This window comes from Legionella sp. km535 (assembly GCF_003990085.1).
GTDB classification, from domain to species: Bacteria; Pseudomonadota; Gammaproteobacteria; order Legionellales; family Legionellaceae; genus Legionella; species Legionella moravica.
Map to the genome: position 1 here is coordinate 191,977 of NZ_RZGU01000002.1, position 19,283 is coordinate 211,259.

Below are 19,283 nucleotides of genomic sequence, written 5' to 3' on the forward strand. Positions count from 1 at the left end.
GTATGCATTAAGAGAATTGTCCGATGATACTTTGTTACAAATTTCAGGAATCGGTCATTTAAGGCCGCTCTACAATCATGAGCTTTCAACCAGGATGTATTGGGGTTAACATGAAAATGACACAGGAGTTACTGATTGATTCAATCAATCACGCTATGGAGCTGATCCCTGAACAAGGACCTCTTGAATACTTTGTTCACCATAACACCATTCATCATTATCAGCATCTCGATTTCTGTGATGCAGTAAAAAAGGCAGCATTGGATTATCAATGCAATGCGTTCATGCCAGAAGAATTTTACTGGCAAGAGTATGCCAATAGAGGCATTAATAAATCTGATCTCTTTTATGAAATTGACTGCTACATCAAAGAGCACCAACTCCAAATCCCCAATCACATTCTGTACCGACTGTTAATCCAGAGTGAAACAGCGAATCACTACCTGGATAAGCAGGAGTGCGAGTCTGTTAGAAATTATTTTATACAAACAAAAAAAAATTTTTATCACTATGCGCTGCGTGAGGAATCAGGGATAGACATTGATCATTTTATCGCGCCTCATTTATTAAGATTCATGGCGACCTACTTTGATTTTGGCTCAGCCTATTGGTCAATGACGAATAAAAAGGAAGGAATGTGGGTAAGCTTCCGAGCACTCTATGTGTCGTCCTCATTTGTTGATTCTGCTTTTGTAAAATCATTAAGCCAGCAAATTAATAACTACGGGCAAATGAGTCCGTCATTAATAATGCAGGAACTCCTTGAAGCATTACAGATTGATTCTGAAGATCTGCCAGACTATCTTTTTGATTTAGCCTATAGATTTAAAGGGTGGGCGGGGATGATAAAAAGTTTAAACCACCATCCTGAATGGATAAAAGTTGCCGATATCAAACCCTGTTTTACAGAATTCATGACGATCATTATGATCTGTGAATGGGCCGCCATCAAAACCATCACAAAACACCTGCCGACTGTTCCAAAATTCGAATCAAGTTACCTTCATTCAGAACAATTTATCCACCATTTTTTCAACAAGCTCTTGAAACACCCGGATCTGCACTCAGCTTTTATTCAAGCGCTGCCTTTTTTGGATGATAAATCGCGACAAGAAATTCTGCACCGAGCATTTGAACGGACGTTCTATAACAATTTCTTTAATGCCTACGTTACCCAATCACCGACCCCCACTGAAATACCTCCTGAGTATCAAATAATTTGCTGCCTTGATGAGCGAGAAGAGTCGTTCAGACGATACCTGGAAAGAGATCCAGCCTGTGAAACCTTTGGCTATGCTGGACATTTCGGTTTAAATATTCAATTTAAAGGCTATTTTGATAAACATACCAGAGCACTGTGTCCAGTTAATGCCAAGCCAGAATATCTCATCACCGAGAACGGAACAGTCAATAATGAGATGGGGCTTAAGTCCTTGTTTCTATGGGGCGAATTATTATGGCTTTCCGTATTAAGTTCAAAAACCATTCTTCGCAGTTCTGTTGATACATTTTTAAGCTGCTTTCTCAAAGTAATCCCATTTAGCCTGGATATCATTTCCCCTCGTCTGACCGCAAAAATCAAACACTCCTTTACTCAATTAATCAATAATACAGTGCATACCGAACTGGTCTACAAAAAAGAGGACTGTCCATCAGGAATGGATTTGGAAGCACGAAGCACTCTGGCTTACAACTTATTATCAGCGATAGGCTTGACACAACATTTTGGCCGTTATGTCATCATTATGGGGCATGGATCGTCCAGTTTGAATAATCCTCATGAAGCGGCCTATGATTGTGGTGCCTGCGGAGGCGGTAGAGGAGGAGCGAATTCTCGCTTGATGGCTCTTTTGTTGAATGAACCTACGGTCAGAGAACGTCTTAAGGAACGAGCTATTGCCATCCCTAACCACACGACTTTTATTGGTGCTTATCATAATACCTGCAGTGATGATATTTCCTATTATGATATCCCCCTGGAAATACAATCTGACTTCAAAACCATTCAGAACCGAATCAAACGTGCCAGTCAATTAAATGCCAAAGAGCGATGCAGGCGTTTTTCATCAGTACCTTTTGGCAAATCCCCCACCTATTATCATCGCAAAGTACAAGAACGATCCATTGATTTACGCCAGCCTAGGCCAGAGTATGGTCATTCAACCAATGCTTTATGTATTATTGGGCCGAGAAGCCACTCCAAAAATCTGTTTCTGGACAGGCGTTCATTTCTAATTTCCTATGATCCGGCCCAGGACAAAGACGGTATCATCCTGAATAAAATTTTGAATACAGCCGTCCCTGTTTGTGCTGGAATAAATCTCGAATATTATTTCAGCTACATCGACAATGAAACTTATGGCTGCGGTACCAAACTCCCTCATAATGTCACGTCATTAATTGGTGTCATGAATGGATATCAGAGCGATCTACAAAATGGACTCTCCAGTCAGATGATAGAAATACATCAACCCATCCGATTATGTATTCTGGTCATCTGTTCTTTACCTGCATTACAAAAGGCATTAAAAACACCGGGGGAATTCAGTGAATTAGCCAATAACCGTTGGGTTAAACTATCAGTTCATAATACAGAAGATAAAAAAGTATACCTTTATGAGGATGGGTTGTTTGAACCCATCAAAAATTCCAGCTTCCCTCCAACTTATTTTCATCAGGATGAAGATGTATTTAATCACGCACACCACCTCAGCTTTGGACACCTCAGATCATGAATAAATTTTTATCAGAATATTTTTTTTATTATTTCACTGTTTCTTCTTTATTAAGGTTTTTCCTGGTATTGATATTTAGTGGTCAAACGCCCATTTCATTAGGCGAAAAGAGAGTAAGACTGGTGGTTAGCTCGGGTATTATCCTCGATGGGATTCATGTGATGCTCATTCTCCTCCTGAACCACCATCTTTCTCAAATCACGATCGATGATTTTTTATATTTTTCTGACAGTTTTAAAATAATATGGAATCCCTACTCCATTGTCTTTTTTATTTTTTGTATCAGCCTGATTTCTCTGATTGCTCGCTTTTCTTCTTTTTATCTTCACCGGGATTATTATTTCTATAAATTCTTTTCTCTACTCTACATACTCGAGCTTGCAGTATCGCTATTGGTATTAACCAGCAGTTCTGAAAGTATTTTTATTGGATGGGAGTTACTTGGATTATCATCAGTATTGCTGATTGCCTTTTATGAACACCGGAAGTCTGTATTAAAGAACTCTCTGATCATTCTGGTCATTTATAAAATCGCTGATGTGATTTTTTACACCGCACTTATCTCTTCTGCCTATTTTGGCAGTCATATCTATACACAAATTGACAATCCAATCGCTGGGCTCTTTATTCTTATTGCCTGCTTAATTAAATCGAGTATTTTCCCCTGGATTTGGTTACCCAGAGCCATGGAGGGGCCCACGCCATCCAGTGCCATCTTTTATGGCGGAATTGCGACTCATATCCCCATGTTCATCTTTTTGAACATCAGTATGAATCATCCCAATACCAGCCTGACATTCACTATCGTGGCTGCAGGATTCATCCTTCTTGCAACGATACTCACCAGTCTTATGAGTAAACAAGCTACCGATGCAAAAAATGCGATTGCTTATGCTTCTATCACCCAACTGGGCCTCATCTATATTGAAATTTTGTTAGGTTTTTATACTTTGGCATTAATTCATGGAATAGCAAATGGAATATACCGCTCCTTTGAGTTTCTCAAATCACCTTCTCTTATTTATCAACGCCATAGCATTGAAAAACGAAGAGAGCATCTCAAACACCGATCGCGTTCCAGCACCTTGATTCCGCAAAAAATACGCGATTTTTTATACAAACTGGCCTACCATGAATTTTTCATTCCACGAATGCTCATACACGGTATTGAATTGTTTTTGGGATTACAGAACTCAAGAACCCAAATCAACACGATAAAAAATTACTTAATAATAAGCCTCGCCATGTTTTTTACTTTTGAGGTTGGCATCTATTTCTTGTTACACATCAAGATTGGACTTTTGGACGAAAGCCTGCTGCTGCTTGGATTAAGTTTTAATTTTATTGCCACTTTTTACAAATACAAACCAGGACATTTTTTTATAATCATTCTAACCTCAACACTGACTGTATTTACTTTATTATTTGAACACATCCATCAAACCGCTTTATATCTCGAATGGGTATTCCTCATCATTCTGGCTTATTTTCTGTTTGATTTGTTGCACAATGGCTTTACGGTACATAAACCCATCAATTTCTCTGGCCGCTTTTTTAAATCAACAAAATCCAACTTTATTATCTTAATTACAGGAATCTCGGTCATCGGTATCCCAGGACTTACTTCCTATCTCATTTGGGAACGCCTGGAACATGAATTGCTGCCCTACTACCCAAATCTTATCATGGAGGGTTTTTTCATACTGGCACTGAATACAATTTTATTTTTTAGATTTTATTACGCCAATTTTCTGGGCAAACGAATGCAAACGACTCATTACGAGGCAATTAAAAGGATATAACATTTACAAACATCTGATTATTGAGTTTATTTGAACTGACGTTTAAATCGAAAACTTGCCAGACTTATCATAACCACGCAAAAAATTAGCAGAGGCCATAAATTGGCCCAGATTTCACTAAAATCATTACCACGTAACATCACACCAAACAAAATTTTAAAAAAATGAGTCAGAGGCAAAAACGACCCGGTAATTTTTGCCCATTCTGGCATGCCAAAAATGGGGAAAACAAATCCGGTCAGTATGATTGAAAAAGCAATAAACACGTTCACAATCTGTGCGGCCTCAAATTGAGTTTTACAAAAGGTCGCTATGGTTAATCCTAATGATAATTCAGCAATGATGTAAGGCAAGGCACATAAATACAACAAGAGGGGATTACCGATAAAGGGAATATTAAATAAATAATATGAAAGCAATAATCCTAAAGTTAACTGCACATAACCAATAATGATGTAAGACAGGATCTCGCCTAACAAAATTTCAGATGGACGTGTAGGTGAGGCTAATAAATATTCAATAGTCCCTCCCTGCACATCTCTAAACGCAATAATTACTGTGATCAACAACATGGTTAACATGAGCACAAGACCAATCATACCCGGAACAACATAAATCTGAGTAATGCGCTCCGGATCATAAAGACGATGGATATTGAGCTGAAATGAGGGTGGGGGATCCAGAGTATGAAATGCCCCGGGAAAAAACGTCTTTAACAGTTGTTGCTTTAATCCTGCAAGAGCGATTATTGCCCTGCCCGTAGACATTGAGTCAATGCTTCCATCCTCTAACAGTAAAGCGGGATTTTCATGACGACGCAAATTTTTGGAAAAATCTGCAGGAATAGTAAGTACCAGCAAGGCATCCCCGCTTCTGAGAAGATGGTACGCTTCTTCATTACTGGAGGTAGATGCAACAAATTTGAAATATTCAGTATGTTCCATACTGCGGATAAGCTCTCGGCTGATCTCGCTGTTGTCAAAATTAATTAATACGGTGGGAACTTTTTTTGGATAGGTATTAATCGCATAACCCGCCATACATACCAATATTAAAGGTAAAACGGCCATAATGATTATCGTTGCAGGATCGCGCTTCATGAGTATAAATTCTTTGCGCATGATGGCCCATAATCGATAAACTGAAAACCCGGAAGTCATATTCAGGGTTCCTCATGTTGTATTTTAAAAATAAACGCATCTTCCAGAGTCGTATCCGTTGCTTCAACTTCATAATTGTGAAAAATCGACGGATCAAACTGAGTTAAGACATCAGGATGCACGGAACTGATACGAATCTCACTTCCCTTTTCAATAAGCTGCACGGGTGCCGGGTGTTGAGTTAGTAATAGTTTAAGTTCAGCCAGATTCGTTCCTTTTATTCGCCAAGAATACAACCTGGAAGATCGGATAATATCGACTGAGGAACCATTAGCCAGTATTTCACCATAAGACATATAAGCCAGTTGATGACATCGTTCTGCTTCATCCATTATATGTGTACTTAATAATACCGTAACGCCCTGCCCGACCAGATCCTGTATGTGATTCCAGATTAACACCCTGGATTGAGGATCGATTCCAGATGTCGGCTCATCCAACAACAGGATTCGCGGAGAATGCAATAAAGCAGCGGCTAAAGCAATCCGTTGTTTCCATCCTCCCGACAAGGTGCAAGAAATCTGATTTTTCTTTTCTGCTAAATGAAGTAATTTTATAATTTCATCCAGACGAGCCTTTCTATTTTTTAATCCGTAAATTCGAGCAATAAAATCCAGATTTTCATAAACAGTCAGGTTCTGATAAAGACAAAACTGTTGCGGCATATAACCTATTTGCGCCTGAATCATTTTCGTTTGAGTAAATAAATCCAGACCAAGACAACGCCCTTTTCCCTGATCAGGTACAAGCAAACCGCTCAGCAGGCGCAGAGAAGTCGTTTTTCCGCTGCCATTCGCTCCTAAAAAACCAAAAATGGTTCCCGCTTGAATTTGCAAAGTTAAATCGATTACCGCCTTGATCCCGTTAAAAGATTTTGAAAGGCCGCACACATCAATAACTGGTTCGGTTAAGCCTGGATTACTCATAATCCACTTCCACAGGCTGACCAATTTTTAATGTATTTCTTAACTTGGATGTTTTTACATCCGCCTTCACTTTGTAAACCAGTTTATGGCTGTTCTCTTGACTAAAGAGGGCATCAGGCGTGTACTCTGCCTGATTTGCCAGGTACGTTATTGTAACCGGATAATTTTGATTATTAATTAAAACGGACACCCGTTTCCCTAATTTTATTTTATTGAGATGCGTCTCAGGCACATAAAATATAATTCGCATCTTGGAGGGAAGCAACAAACTGACAATCGGATGATTGGGAGGAACTAATTCATCAATTTGATAAAAAATTTCGTGTACCGTTGCTGTTGCTGGCGCTTTAATTGGTTTTTGATCTTCTATTGATAAAATGGATTCGCCTTTATGTAAGGAATCCCCTTCATGGACAAATAGTTTTTTTAAATGCCCGCCAACTGGACTTGATACAAAAAACAGGGTGGATTCAACATAGCCTGTTGTTTGATAAGACGGCTTCTGTTGTTTACATGAATTTAGGAAAGGACAAAAAAATAAAATCAAGGAAGCAATCCATATACTCCGATGTGTCATATTATGTTCCTTAATTATGGATTTTATTCCCAAATATCCTGTTGGAGCTGACTGTTACTCTGCTCATTCCCTACCATCCAAAAAACTCATCCCAGTGTTAAGTATAATGCTTAATTTGAAATACTGGCAAATTCTGGACGCCAACCCAGTTTAAGACCTATTATAAAAATAATCGCAAAGAAAGCATGGAATATGAAGAGGCCTGAAATGGAATGTGTTACCAATGCAATTCATCATCATTCAATAGCACAACCGAATAAGCTGGCACTGGCCTGGGTCAATCAAAAGGGCATCATTTCAGAACAGATGAACTATAAGGAGCTATCACTCGCTATAAATCAAATGAGTACGTTCTTAACTCATTCAACGCCATTACGTTGTGGGGATAAGGCTCTATTATTATTCACAAAAGGTATCGATTTTATAGTAATGTTCCTGGCGTGTTTGCAATCAGGCATCATTCCCATTCCATTAAAGCATCCTCACAACATAAAAAAATTCAGGACTATACTGACCATAATTAACGAGTGTCAGCCACAATGCATCCTCAGTTCTGATCCAATGGATACTTCCGAACTGTGTTCCGTACCCTGGATAAAATATAAAGATGAATGTTCCAATCATTACTTTCAAAGACCCGAAAAATATCCGGAAATTGCCTTTTTACAATACACATCAGGATCAATCAGTGCGCCTAAAGGAGTCATGGTTTCCCACGAAAATCTGCTGCACAATTTAGAATTAATCGGATTGTATTTGACGAACAAATCGTCAAAACACATCATTGCTTCATGGCTCCCCCACTACCACGATATGGGATTAATTGGCGCCTATCTGGCCAGTCTCTATCATGGCTATACGGGTTATTATATGGCGCCTACCACCTTCATGACCAACCCTAATGCCTTCATTCAGCTTATTTCTGACACTAAAGCCACACAGATTCAATGCCCAAATGCCGCCTATGAATTTATGGTGTCCCAATGGGATGGGCGTACAGTGGATTTAAGCTCACTGAACAACATCGTCAATGCTGCCGAGCCTGTCCATAGTGCAACTTTGGATAAATTCTATGAAACATTTAAATCGATGGGACTTCGTAAAGAAGCATTAAAACCAACCTATGGCCTTGCGGAAGCCACCTTGTTTGTCACTCAAGCGAATACCCCGGTCTGGATGGCCAAGGACAAAAAAATATCGTGTGGATTTTGTCCTGATATTGAAATGCGGATTGTCGATCCACAGACTCAAATTCCATGTGATGATGGCACAGAAGGAGAAATCTGGCTGCATAGTCCAAGTAATGCGCTGGGCTATTACAATAAACCCGAGCTTACTGAAGAAATCTTCAAAGCAAAAATACCGGGCAGTACCAAAAATTATTTAAAAACGGGAGACTTGGGATTTATTGAACAACAACAGCTTTATATAACAGGACGAATCAAAGAAATCATTATCTGCAATGGCATCAATATTTACCCCCAGGATATTGAATACACCGTTGAACAGTTTCCTGGCATCCAGCCACATGGTTGTGTTGCAGTGTCCTGGGAGGAGCATCTCGAAACCCAAATCGTTATTATCGCTGAAGTTACAAACACACATTGTTTACCCGATATGGAGGCTCTGACTCAATTCATACTTCAACATCACAACATTTCACTCTTCGATCTTGTTTTATGTTCTCGCTATACACTGCCCAAAACCACTTCAGGAAAAATGAAACGCCTCGCGTGCAAACAATTATATAAAGAACACTCAATTACTGCCTTAAAACAGCTAAAAGACACGCTTTGTTTGAATCATTTGGTTAAGCAAGATCCGGCGCAAAATCATAAAACACTCTATGAATTAGGAGTTACTTCTCTGATCCTTACCCAATTGCACGGCCAGTTAATCCAAAAAATCAGCCCTGAATACAGCGATCACGTACTGGTTTCCAGATTGTACTCCATGCAATGGTCAGAATATCAGGACATCCTCAACTCAAAATCCATCAAAGAGCGAGACAGATTAATAGCCAATTGGTTAAAACGCTTTAAAAAAGATTCAAAAAATACCCATCATCAAATTAAAAACGACGCACGACTCAATTGTACCGTTGAACCATCCATTCTGCCTGCATGTAGCAAAAACGCCATTCACCATTGTTTACTTACTGGCAGTACAGGATTTATAGGGGCTTATTTATGTTTCAATCTATTGAAAATGACAAACTATCAATTAGTACTTCTGGTCAATGCTGCTGATGAACCAACAGGACTATCACGTGTACTTAAAAATCTGGATCAATATGGACTCCTTGAAAGATGTCAGGCAATGGGCCTGGGGCAACGAGTCAGCATTCTTTGCGGTAATCTGGCCAAGGAGCACTTTGGTCTGGATCCATGCAACTGGCAGAACTTGGCTGAAACGATTGATAGCATTTATCATAACGGTGCAATGACCCATTATCTCAGCCGGTATGAAGTCCTAAAGCCCAGTAATGTGGATGGTACAAACACCATGATACAATTAGCGGCTACTCACCATTTAAAATACATCCACTATATTTCAACTACATTAATTTTTGGCTGGACACCAAAACGATTATTGGTTGAAGACACCCGAAACACTGCCTTCAAGTATGTTGATTTTGGATACGCTGAATCGAAATGGGTAGCGGAACAATTAATATGGCAATCAGAAAAGTTGGGCATACCAATTCAAATTTACCGCCCCGCCATGGTCACTGCCTCATCTGAAAATCAATACACCGATAAAGACATCGTTGCACGAACGCTGGTGTATTTATTAAATCACCAGGTAGCAATCGATATCCCGAATCAAATCAGTTTTATGCCAGTAGATCAAACTGCTGAAGACATTATTGCCATTTCACTGCAGGAACATCCCAAACACAAGGTATATCATCTGGCCGCTGAATACGCGAATTTACCCATGATCTGTCGTTATTTCTCCGAGCACTATCATTATACATTTAACTATATGTCCTTATCTGAATTTAACAATCACTTGCAGCAACATGCTACCGAGAAGGATTTAATTTATCCTCTGGTGTCGTTTTTTAACACGCATTATAAGAAAATCGAAAAAATGAATAAAAAGCGTTATTGCAGGAACAATTATCTGGAGGCAAAAAAATTGTTTCAAGGTGAACAATCCACTGCTCAGTTTCATGAAACTTTGGATTTCATTATGCGCTACCTGCAGAACAATCAATTGATTCATCCTGCATCGAAGACGCCTTTAATCAATAAGAAACCTGCTGGCAAAAAAATCGATTAACAAGAACCATTGAAGTGCAGGAAACTGTCGACAACCAAAGCTGATTTGCGGTATAATCCGTACAATTTTTTTACAGATAGAATTTTATGAATCATAAAGTAGGGTTTGTCAGTTTAGGGTGTCCTAAAGCCTTGGTCGATTCGGAACGAATCATCACTCAATTACGTGCACAAGGTTATGAACTGGTTTCCAGTTATCAGGATGCGGGTGTAGTTGTCATTAATACCTGCGGCTTCATTGACAGTGCCGTTAAAGAATCTCTGGATACAGTAAAGGAAGCCATGGCAGAAAATGGTCGGGTTATCGTAACCGGTTGTCTTGGAGCCAAAGCCGACATCATTAAGGAAGCGTGTCCTGATGTGCTTCATATCAGTGGAGCTCACGCCTATGAAGAAGTAGTAAATGCAGTGCATCAACATTTACCACCTCCAAAGGATCCCTTTACTCAGCTTGTTCCACCACAAGGAATTAAATTAACACCCCGTCATTATGCCTATTTGAAAATTTCTGAAGGCTGCAACCAAAAATGCACCTTCTGCATTATTCCTACCATGCGCGGCAAATTACAAAGTTACCCTTTGACCCAAGTGTTAACAGAAGCTAAAAAACTGAAAGAAGCTGGAGTAAACGAAATTCTGGTCATCTCTCAGGACACTAGCGCGTATGGAGTTGACACTCGTTATCAGCCCATTGAATGGCAAGGAAAAACTGTTAATACCCGTTTCTATGATTTGTGTGAACAATTGGGTGAGTTGGGTATTTGGGTTCGTTTACATTATGTGTACCCTTATCCTCACGTCGATGAGATCATTCCTTTAATGCGAGATGGCTTAATCCTTCCTTATCTGGATATCCCCTTACAACATGCTAACTCTCGTATTTTAAAAGCAATGAAAAGACCTGCCAGTAGTGAAAATACCTTATTACGGATTGCATCATGGAGAGAAGTCTGTCCCGATATTACCTTGCGTTCGACCTTTATCGTCGGCTTTCCAGGTGAAACAGAAGAAGAATTTTCCGAACTATTGAGCTTCCTTGAAGCAGCTCAGCTAGACCGCGTAGGTTGTTTCAAATACTCGCCAGTCGAAGGAGCCAAAGCGAATGATTTGGCAGATCCCGTTCCTGAAGAAATTAAAGAAGACCGCTACCATCGCTTCATGCAATTACAAGCAGAAATCAGCAGAAATAAATTGGAAAACAAAATTGGCAGTACTCAAACCGTTCTTATTGATGAAATAACAGCGGATCAGGTTGTTGCACGAAGCAAGGCAGATGCACCTGAAATTGACGGGCTGGTTTATCTTCCACCAACCGCACATCTTAAAGTAGGTGATTTTGTTGAAGTCACTATTGTCGATAGTGACGATTACGATCTGTATGCTGAAGTGAAGTAATAAATTACAAAACCTGGGGTTGTTGGCAAGTTGGAGTTTAACCAACCACAACCTGTTCCTGAATGCCCCTCTGGTTTATCAGTTATCCTCGCGAAAGCGAGGAATTATAAAGTTCCTTACAAACAGCCAACACCGCTTTATTTCTCTCGTCACTGTACTCAATTCCAGGCTGAAGTATTTTTTGATGCAGGAGATGGTGATCATGTCGATAAGCATCCTTTAAAACAGTCAATTGCTCTTTTGTTACCACATGAATTAGAAATAACTGTTCCAGTTGACTCAAAGTATGAGTGTATCGCGCGAATCGCAGGTCACCGGTCTTGAGCACTAAAAACTGAATTAAAAACTCTAAATCCAACAAACCTCCGGGAGCATGTTTGATTGGGTCAAGATCCTGAAGTTGATCAATTTTAGCCCTCATGGCCAATACCTCATCTAGCAAAAAAGACGTTTCTCGAGATAACCCTAAAATCACTTTTTTTAATCGCATAAAATCCTGCTTTATTTTGCGATTGCCAGCCACTATGCGTGCTCTTGATAATGCTTGATGTTCCCAAGTCCATGCTTGTGCTTTTTGATATTCAACAAAAGCATCAATGGTACTTACCAATAAACCAGCTGAGCCCGAAGGTCTAAGGCGCGTATCAACGGAATACAAAATACCCGATTGCGTTCGGGTTGTTAACATGTGTAATATTTTTTGGGTCAATCGAGTAATTAAAGCCTCTTCCTCAGGTTTAGCCATATGAAGAAATACCAAATCCAGATCAGATGAATAATTCATTTCCCGGCTGCCTAATTTTCCATAAGCAATAATGGCAAAAGACGATTTTATTTGGGACATCTCCGGATGACGGAGACTTAATTGTTGACAAGCAATATTCATCACCTGAGTAACGATTACTTCAGCGACATCAGCCAGATACTTGCCAATCCTGATTGCATTCGTTGAACCATTAAGCTCGGCACGAGCAGCCAATAACCAATGAGTGAGCTTAAATTGCCGTAAAATTTCTTCTTGAAGCTCAATATCCTCTGCGTGAGACAATTTCTCAGTGATGATTGACTCTAATTCTTGTCGAGATTCTGGACGCCAGTGTTCCTCGTGATCTAACAAAACCTCTAACAAAAACGGCTGATTTACAAATAAAGAAGTAATAAATGGGCTGTTAGCTAGCCAAAACAACAACTCTCGTAATGCCATTGGGTTTTCGGTCAATAAAGCCAGATAAGCACTGCGACCTACAATATGTTCCAGTAAATGCATTACCTGTAATAATACTTCATCCGTATTGGTAAAATGAGTCAGCTCGGACAACAACATCACCATAAATCGATCCAGCCTGATCCGCGCCCCCTGAGATAACCTTCTACAACGTGGGCCATGTCGGAATGCATGAATCATTTGATAACAATGTGGCGCGTTTTCAAAACCCAAACTGGTCAACAGGTTAATTGCCATACTCTGTTCTACGTGTCCCTGCCACAGACTGGATAACTGATTGGCCAACACTCGTTTCTCATCTTCATAATCATCTACTTTTCCCAAAACAGAATGAAAAGAATTAGAAATAATGCGTTGATATTGTTGTAATTTGGCTAATAAATCATCCCATTGAGCAAATCCCATAGCCAATATTATCTGTGCCTGTTTTATCGGCTCATCAGGCAACGAATGAGTCTGCTGATCCCCAAGGCTTTGTAATACATTTTCCAGTTTTCTTAAAAAAAGATAAGCTTGTCTTAGTGCTTCACTACGCGGCAGCAGTTTTTCCTGTTTCAATACATCAAGTGCCGACATCGTATTTTGAACCTGTAAACGAGGTAATCGTCCGCCACGAATCAATTGAAAATTCTGAATGATAAACTCAACTTCTCTAATGCCTCCTTGTCCCCTCTTAATGTCATCAAGTCGCGGATTAAGCTGTACCTCTCGCTCAATCATTGATTTCATACTGCGCAAAGATTCAATAACACTGAAATCTACATATCGTCTGTACACAAAAGGGATAATTAATCGTTCATACCAGGGAACAGGCTCATTAAGCGATTCCGTGATCACTCGAGCTTTCACCATAGCATACCGCTCCCAGTCCCTGCCCTGCTCCTGATAATAGGTTTCCATTGCGGCAAGACTTGAAACCAAAGGCCCACTATCCCCATTGGGGCGAAGTCTTAAATCCACCCTGAATACAAATCCATCTGGGGTGACGTTTTGCAAAATTTGAATAAACTGCTGTACCAACTTGCTAAAAAACTGCTGATTGGTTATGGCCTCTTCACCATCAGTTGAACCCGCTTCACCAAAAGCAAAAATCAAATCGATATCCGAGGAGTAATTCAGTTCCCTACCACCGAGTTTTCCCATAGCCAGCGCATATAAAAGAACTTCATCACCCAGCTCATTCCGAGGCGTACCATAGCGCAACGACAATGAGTGTCTGCAATAGCGCAAAGCATGAATAATAATTGCATCAGCACAATCAGACCAGGATCGCAATACATCTTCGGTATTGGCGATTCCAGCAAGTTCTAGCAGTAGTAACCGTAAAAAATGAGTGTTTCGAAACTGACGCAAATCTCTCAAATAAAGAGGCTGAGCTGACTCTATATTGCATTGATTAACGGCATTAAAATAGTCCTGCCGAAGTAACAAACAACTGCAATCATCCTCCTGTAATAAACGCTCCAGCACGCTAATTTGTCGGCAGGAATAATCACTGATTAAAAGCAATTGTTCTACATGTTCTTTTAATGGATGCTCAAGATTCGATAGATGTTTTTCAATAAACCATGCTTTTGAGGCGAGAAGTTCGGAGAATAGAACGTGCTGTGTCATAGGCAAATCTGAAATCATGATTAGGATATAGCTTCAAGACTACCTTATGACCTGGTGGCATTACAACATATTGTCCTTGACCTCCCACGGTTGTCCCATTAAAAATGTGAGGTCTTTCCGAGCGTAGCGAGGAATCTCCTGCAAATTGGCACAATCTGAATTAATGCATTAATTATCATTACCTTTTAAACTCTTTTTTTTACAAGGAATTTAATGATGTCATCAGAAGATGTACCTGGATTTTTATATCCTTTCGACACGCTAAAGAAATTTAAGGATATGAGCATTAGGCGCCTGCAGAAAAAGGCTGGCAGGGGAGACTCAACTCTTGATATGATTTTAATGGCCGCATTTTAATGGGATCGTGCAACCTTGCAGGAGATTCCTCGCTACGCTCGGAAAGACGTCATATTTTTAATGGGACAGCCGTGCTTGACCTCCCTCAAAAATTAATAAAGACCTCGATTGAATCAATCACCTTGCTTTCGGATTTTATTTCCTCAGAAAACTGGCAGAAATCCAAAATTACTGTTCCAGTTCAGCATATTCTCGCTATACTCTATATACAGATCTTATCTAAAAGTGAAAACCCAACTATGAACTTATTACGTTGCATCCTGGTGAGTACTCTAATATTTTTGATGTCTCCATTACACGCAGTAGGAGAACCACTCAATGTCGGTATAGACAGCTTTACCCCCCCTTTTGTTATGCAAGGTTCCAATAAGGGTTACTACGGTTTTGATATTGATATGATCAGCGCCCTATGCAAAATCATGCAACGCACCTGTACTTTTGTACCGATGAAGTTTGAAAAGTTATTGGCTGCTGTTGAAGATCAAACAGTTGATATAGCCGTCAGTTCAATAACAATTACTGCCGAACGCTCAAAAAAAGTGGGGTTCAGTAATCCTTATTTATCAAGCTACTCACGATTTCTTACGAACCAAACCCATGAAGGTCAGCAAACATTCAGTCTGCAATTATTAAAAGATAAAAAAATTGGCGTTGTAGTGGCTACTGTGTTTAAAGACCAAATCAATGATATGGGCATCATTAATCCTACGGTTATAGAATATCCCAATACCGAAGTAATGCTTGAAGATTTAAGAAAAGGCGACGTAGATTATGTCCTCTTTGATAATCCTACAGCATTGTACTGGGCAGCCAACTCATCCGGCGCGTTTACAGTAATAGGTCAACCCTTTGTCTACGGTTATGGGCTTGGTATAGCCGTGAATCAAGAAGAAAACTATTTACTGCCATCAATCAATCAGGCCTTGCAACAGTATGAGCAATCGAATGAATTTCAATTATCTTATAAGAGATATTTAGCTGAGTTTTAAAAACATTGCCTTTTAAATGCCATTCTCAAGGAACATTACTGAGAATGGCTGCAGTCAGGCTTTTATCCAATTCAATAAGTCAAGGCAACCTGGATTATATTGCCCATACCTAAATGGCTAAACACCCTAAAATTAGTGGACGGTCTGGCCCTGTGTAATGCAACGGCTGATCACCTGTCGAGTAACGAAATCACCCTGACTGGCACCGTACATCGATGAAAAATGTTTGGCTAATATAACCACCCAACCCGATAAACGAAAATTCATTCTCTTTTCGATTTGATCCACTACTATTTCAAAAAGCCCCAATGAATCGCTCTCGCGATCATTAGCATACTCTTCCATAATCACACGAGCAGTTTGCAAATCTCTGTCTCTGGTAGGCCAATTTTGACTCATAAAACACTCCCTAAAAACATGAGTTGAATCACAATAATTTCCACTAGATGGGGGTAACTTTAAAAATTACAAGGGCAGAAATCATAGATTATTATGCCATAACTTGAACAAATACTCAATACTCAGTTCAAAAATTGAACCAATCACTTCCAGTATTGACTCATCTTATTCCTGGAATCAGAGCGTGTATCTGGAATGTTATTCGCAGACAGCATATGATATACACATATTATCTTTATTGAAATAACATAATGAGCTACCAAATTTTACCCTCCCTCTTATCTGCTGACATGACTCGAATTGGGGAGGAGGTAGAGTCAGTGATGAATGCTGGAGCTGACTACATTCATTTTGACGTCATGGACAATCATTATGTACCCAACCTAACCTTTGGCCCTACTTTTTGCGAAGCCTTAGTAAAACGTTTTCCCAATCTTCCTATTGACGTACACCTGATGGCAACTCCCGTAGACGCACTGATTGAGTCATTTGCCAAAGCGGGAGCCCGAAGGATTAGCATCCATCCTGATGCAACAATCCATTTGGATCGCAGCATCCAATTAATTAAAAGTCTGGGTTGTGAAGCGGGGTTGGTGCTTAATCCTGCAACAGCCATTGATCATCTTACCTGGATTGCACATCATCTTGATTTTGTCCTCGTCATGACGGTGAACCCTGGTTTTGGTGGACAAAAATTGATTCCCGAAGTGATTAGTAAAATCACCCAGATACATCAGCTTTATCCTCAACTTGATCTGTGTGTCGATGGTGGAGTGACTACACAAAATATTGCTGTTCTGGCACGCGCTGGAGCAAACCAGTTTGTTGCCGGTTCTGCTATATTCAATAGCACCAGTTATCATGAAACCATAAAAAATATGCGTGAGGCATTAGCAAACATTTAAATTGTAGCTGCTTTTTTCTTTCAGGTTTTGCAAGAGGAACTATGAACAAAATTATTGGGCTGTTGTGTGGACTGATTTGGACTTTCTCTGCTTGTGCTTTATCGGGCCAAGCTTACATGGATAGATTTAACACCTTTATGGCCTGGTACCAGAATCTCCCCATTAATCCACCACCTGAATTCCTTGAGTTCGTAAAAGGTACAACCCCTCTATCCAATAAATTACGTGATAAATGGCTTTATGAATTAGCTCGTACCAAAGATTGGGCAACTTATGTGAGCTATTACCAACCCACTAACGACATCAATCTGCAGTGTTATGATCAAATCGCAAAATTTAATTTAGGAATGGAAAAGCAAGCCTTACACGAATCGACTCCTATCTGGTTAACGGGTGATTCACGTCCTGCTGCCTGCAATACTTTATTTGACTTGATGCTGAAAAATGATAATTTCGATCAAAATCTGATTACGCAGCGCATCACGCTTGCTCTTGATAAACGAAACATTCAACTGGCACGTTATCTTTTAAAACAGTATAAAATACCTCAAATTGCGGAAGTGCAATCATTAACTGATGTTCACCAAAATCCAGCAAATATAAACAAACTATCCCCTGGCGAAATCAATGCCCAATTGTATCTCTATGGTTTAAAACGTATGGTGTCCATTAACATGGATAAAGCCATAACCCTATGGCAAAAGGCAAAAACCAATAAACTGTTAAATGAATCCCAAAAACAGGCATTTTTAGCTCATGTAGCCCTCTATAAAGCGATGCGAAACCATGAAGACGCAATGGAATGGTTTGCAAAAGTCAAACCCGAATATTACAACGATGTACTGGTGGATTGGCAGATCCGTTTTGCATTAAAAAATCAGGACTGGGAACATGTTGCGAAATTTATCAACAGCTCTAAAAATAAAGACACACCATGCTGGCAATATTGGCTTGCTCGCTCCCTAGAGGCTCAGGGAAACACAACAGATGCAAAGGCAATTTATGAAACTCTGGCTAAAAGCAGACAATACTACGGTTTTCTGGCCAGTATACGCTTAAAGAAAACTCCTAATTTTGAAAATGAAAAAGCAACGACTAGTTTAACGGCCTTAAAGCCCTATCAACCCATTATCGATCAAATTAAATCACTGTACCTTTCGAAACAAACTGTTGAAGCAAGCAGATTACTGAATGATTTCATTAGCGAGCTGCCCAAAAACGAGGCCAGTGCTTTGGTGTATTGGGTTGACAGTGAACTGGGATGGCACGGTAAATCAGTCTATTTAAGTAACAATGATACGCTTAATAACCAACTAAGCTTAAGATTCCCCCTCGCTTATAAATCCACGGTTAAATCCTATGCAAATCAGTATTCAATTCCTCCTGAATTTGTCTATGCCATCATTCGTCAGGAAAGTGGATTCAGAGAAGATGTAGTCTCAACCGCAGGAGCCAGGGGTTTAATGCAAGTTATGCCTCAAACTGCCAGTTTGGTCTCTAAAATGAGTAAAATTCAATACAACGATCAAAAACAATTGTTCCTGTCGAACAAAAACATCAATATTGGCATCGCATATCTTCAACAGCTGACCAAACGCTTTAGCAATCATCCCGTGCTTGTAGCCGCAGCATATAATGCAGGACCAAGGCAAGTTGTGTATTGGCTAAAAAATCATCCTCCTAAAGAGATCGATGTATGGATAGAAACCCTGCCCTGGCAGGAAACACGAAATTATTTAAAGAACGTCATGGCATTTTATGTTGTTTATCAATACAGGCTCAATCAGAAACCCGATTTAAATAAAATTTTAGCGCCATTATAAATATTTTAGCCTGGCTATCCTGGATCCGCGGTCAAAGCCGCGGAAATTCAAAATGAAGAGTGTCATCTCGGAAAATACGAATTCCCGCA

The 19,283-nt window shown here is 39.8% G+C and carries 13 protein-coding genes; 8 read left to right on the forward strand and 5 right to left on the reverse strand.

Annotation, left to right across the window (positions count from 1 at the left end; genetic code table 11):
- Nucleotides 1-110 precede the first annotated feature (110 nt).
- A complete protein-coding gene (locus tag ELY21_RS02080) occupies nucleotides 111-2,735 on the forward strand; it encodes a putative inorganic carbon transporter subunit DabA (protein WP_158618495.1) in 2,625 nt (874 codons plus the stop codon).
- Entirely contained in the window at nucleotides 2,732-4,537 is a 1,806-nt protein-coding gene (locus tag ELY21_RS02085; protein WP_127106437.1) for a proton-conducting transporter membrane subunit, read from the forward strand. The genes ELY21_RS02080 and ELY21_RS02085 overlap by 4 nt, the downstream gene beginning before the upstream one ends.
- A gap of 26 nt (nucleotides 4,538-4,563) precedes the next feature.
- Here ELY21_RS02085 and ELY21_RS02090 read toward each other — a convergent pair whose 3' ends face one another.
- From ELY21_RS02090 to ELY21_RS02100, 3 genes are read right to left on the reverse strand one after another with little or no spacing between them, the layout of a single operon-like run.
- Nucleotides 4,564-5,697, reverse strand: coding sequence for an ABC transporter permease (locus ELY21_RS02090; protein WP_127106439.1), 1,134 nt, complete (start codon nucleotides 5,695-5,697; stop codon nucleotides 4,564-4,566).
- A 2-nt stretch (nucleotides 5,698-5,699) separates the two neighbouring features.
- The gene (locus tag ELY21_RS02095; protein WP_127106441.1) at nucleotides 5,700-6,623 is read right to left on the reverse strand and encodes an ABC transporter ATP-binding protein; all 924 of its coding nucleotides are present in this window, start codon (nucleotides 6,621-6,623) and stop codon (nucleotides 5,700-5,702) included.
- Complete coding sequence (locus tag ELY21_RS02100; protein ID WP_127106443.1) at nucleotides 6,616-7,200, reverse strand: HlyD family secretion protein; 585 nt, start codon at nucleotides 7,198-7,200, stop codon at nucleotides 6,616-6,618. The genes ELY21_RS02095 and ELY21_RS02100 overlap by 8 nt, the downstream gene beginning before the upstream one ends.
- 207 nt (nucleotides 7,201-7,407) lie before the next feature.
- Here ELY21_RS02100 and ELY21_RS02105 point away from each other — a divergent pair, with 207 nt between their 5' ends.
- Complete coding sequence (locus tag ELY21_RS02105; RefSeq protein WP_158618496.1) at nucleotides 7,408-10,488, forward strand: thioester reductase domain-containing protein; 3,081 nt, start codon at nucleotides 7,408-7,410, stop codon at nucleotides 10,486-10,488.
- Between the two features lie 86 nt (nucleotides 10,489-10,574).
- Nucleotides 10,575-11,882: a 30S ribosomal protein S12 methylthiotransferase RimO gene (gene rimO / locus ELY21_RS02110; protein ID WP_127106447.1), complete on the forward strand. Its 1,308-nt coding sequence runs from the start codon at nucleotides 10,575-10,577 to the stop codon at nucleotides 11,880-11,882.
- Between the two features lie 82 nt (nucleotides 11,883-11,964).
- Here the strand turns inward: rimO and glnE are convergent, their stop codons facing one another.
- Complete coding sequence (gene glnE / locus ELY21_RS02115) at nucleotides 11,965-14,721, reverse strand: bifunctional [glutamate--ammonia ligase]-adenylyl-L-tyrosine phosphorylase/[glutamate--ammonia-ligase] adenylyltransferase (RefSeq protein WP_127106449.1); 2,757 nt, start codon at nucleotides 14,719-14,721, stop codon at nucleotides 11,965-11,967.
- A 213-nt stretch (nucleotides 14,722-14,934) separates the two neighbouring features.
- On the opposite strand from glnE, the gene ELY21_RS15540 reads away from it, so the two are divergent.
- Nucleotides 14,935-15,078, forward strand: coding sequence for a hypothetical protein (locus ELY21_RS15540; RefSeq protein WP_158618497.1), 144 nt, complete (start codon nucleotides 14,935-14,937; stop codon nucleotides 15,076-15,078).
- The gene (locus tag ELY21_RS02120; protein WP_370272431.1) at nucleotides 15,078-16,067 is read left to right on the forward strand and encodes a transporter substrate-binding domain-containing protein; all 990 of its coding nucleotides are present in this window, start codon (nucleotides 15,078-15,080) and stop codon (nucleotides 16,065-16,067) included. The genes ELY21_RS15540 and ELY21_RS02120 overlap by 1 nt, the downstream gene beginning before the upstream one ends.
- A 132-nt stretch (nucleotides 16,068-16,199) precedes the next feature.
- Here the strand turns inward: ELY21_RS02120 and ELY21_RS02125 are convergent, their stop codons facing one another.
- Nucleotides 16,200-16,466 carry a hypothetical protein gene (locus ELY21_RS02125; RefSeq protein ID WP_028384788.1) on the reverse strand — a complete coding sequence of 89 codons (267 nt, stop codon included), beginning with the start codon at nucleotides 16,464-16,466 and terminating at the stop codon, nucleotides 16,200-16,202.
- Nucleotides 16,467-16,717: 251 nt separating this feature from the next.
- Between ELY21_RS02125 and rpe the strand changes: the two genes are divergently transcribed.
- On the forward strand, nucleotides 16,718-17,371 hold the full coding sequence (rpe, locus tag ELY21_RS02130) for a ribulose-phosphate 3-epimerase (protein ID WP_127106451.1): 654 nt from the start codon (nucleotides 16,718-16,720) through the stop codon (nucleotides 17,369-17,371).
- Between the two features lie 41 nt (nucleotides 17,372-17,412).
- Nucleotides 17,413-19,194, forward strand: a complete 1,782-nt coding sequence (locus ELY21_RS02135) for a transglycosylase SLT domain-containing protein (RefSeq protein WP_127106453.1) — start codon at nucleotides 17,413-17,415, stop codon at nucleotides 19,192-19,194.
- Nucleotides 19,195-19,283: the final 89 nt, after the last annotated feature.

Coding starts and splice junctions, on each gene's coding strand:
- rpe (WP_127106451.1), top strand. CDS start 16,718: ATGAGCTACCAAATTTTACCCTCCCTCTTATCTGCTGACATGACTCGA.
- ELY21_RS02105 (WP_158618496.1), top strand. CDS start 7,408: ATGGAATGTGTTACCAATGCAATTCATCATCATTCAATAGCACAACCG.
- ELY21_RS02080 (WP_158618495.1), top strand. CDS start 111: ATGAAAATGACACAGGAGTTACTGATTGATTCAATCAATCACGCTATG.
- ELY21_RS02135 (WP_127106453.1), top strand. CDS start 17,413: ATGAACAAAATTATTGGGCTGTTGTGTGGACTGATTTGGACTTTCTCT.
- ELY21_RS02095 (WP_127106441.1), bottom strand. CDS start 6,623: ATGAGTAATCCAGGCTTAACCGAACCAGTTATTGATGTGTGCGGCCTT.
- ELY21_RS15540 (WP_158618497.1), top strand. CDS start 14,935: ATGATGTCATCAGAAGATGTACCTGGATTTTTATATCCTTTCGACACG.
- ELY21_RS02085 (WP_127106437.1), top strand. CDS start 2,732: ATGAATAAATTTTTATCAGAATATTTTTTTTATTATTTCACTGTTTCT.
- ELY21_RS02100 (WP_127106443.1), bottom strand. CDS start 7,200: ATGACACATCGGAGTATATGGATTGCTTCCTTGATTTTATTTTTTTGT.
- ELY21_RS02120 (WP_370272431.1), top strand. CDS start 15,078: ATGGGATCGTGCAACCTTGCAGGAGATTCCTCGCTACGCTCGGAAAGA.
- ELY21_RS02125 (WP_028384788.1), bottom strand. CDS start 16,466: ATGAGTCAAAATTGGCCTACCAGAGACAGAGATTTGCAAACTGCTCGT.
- ELY21_RS02090 (WP_127106439.1), bottom strand. CDS start 5,697: ATGACTTCCGGGTTTTCAGTTTATCGATTATGGGCCATCATGCGCAAA.
- rimO (WP_127106447.1), top strand. CDS start 10,575: ATGAATCATAAAGTAGGGTTTGTCAGTTTAGGGTGTCCTAAAGCCTTG.
- glnE (WP_127106449.1), bottom strand. CDS start 14,721: ATGACACAGCACGTTCTATTCTCCGAACTTCTCGCCTCAAAAGCATGG.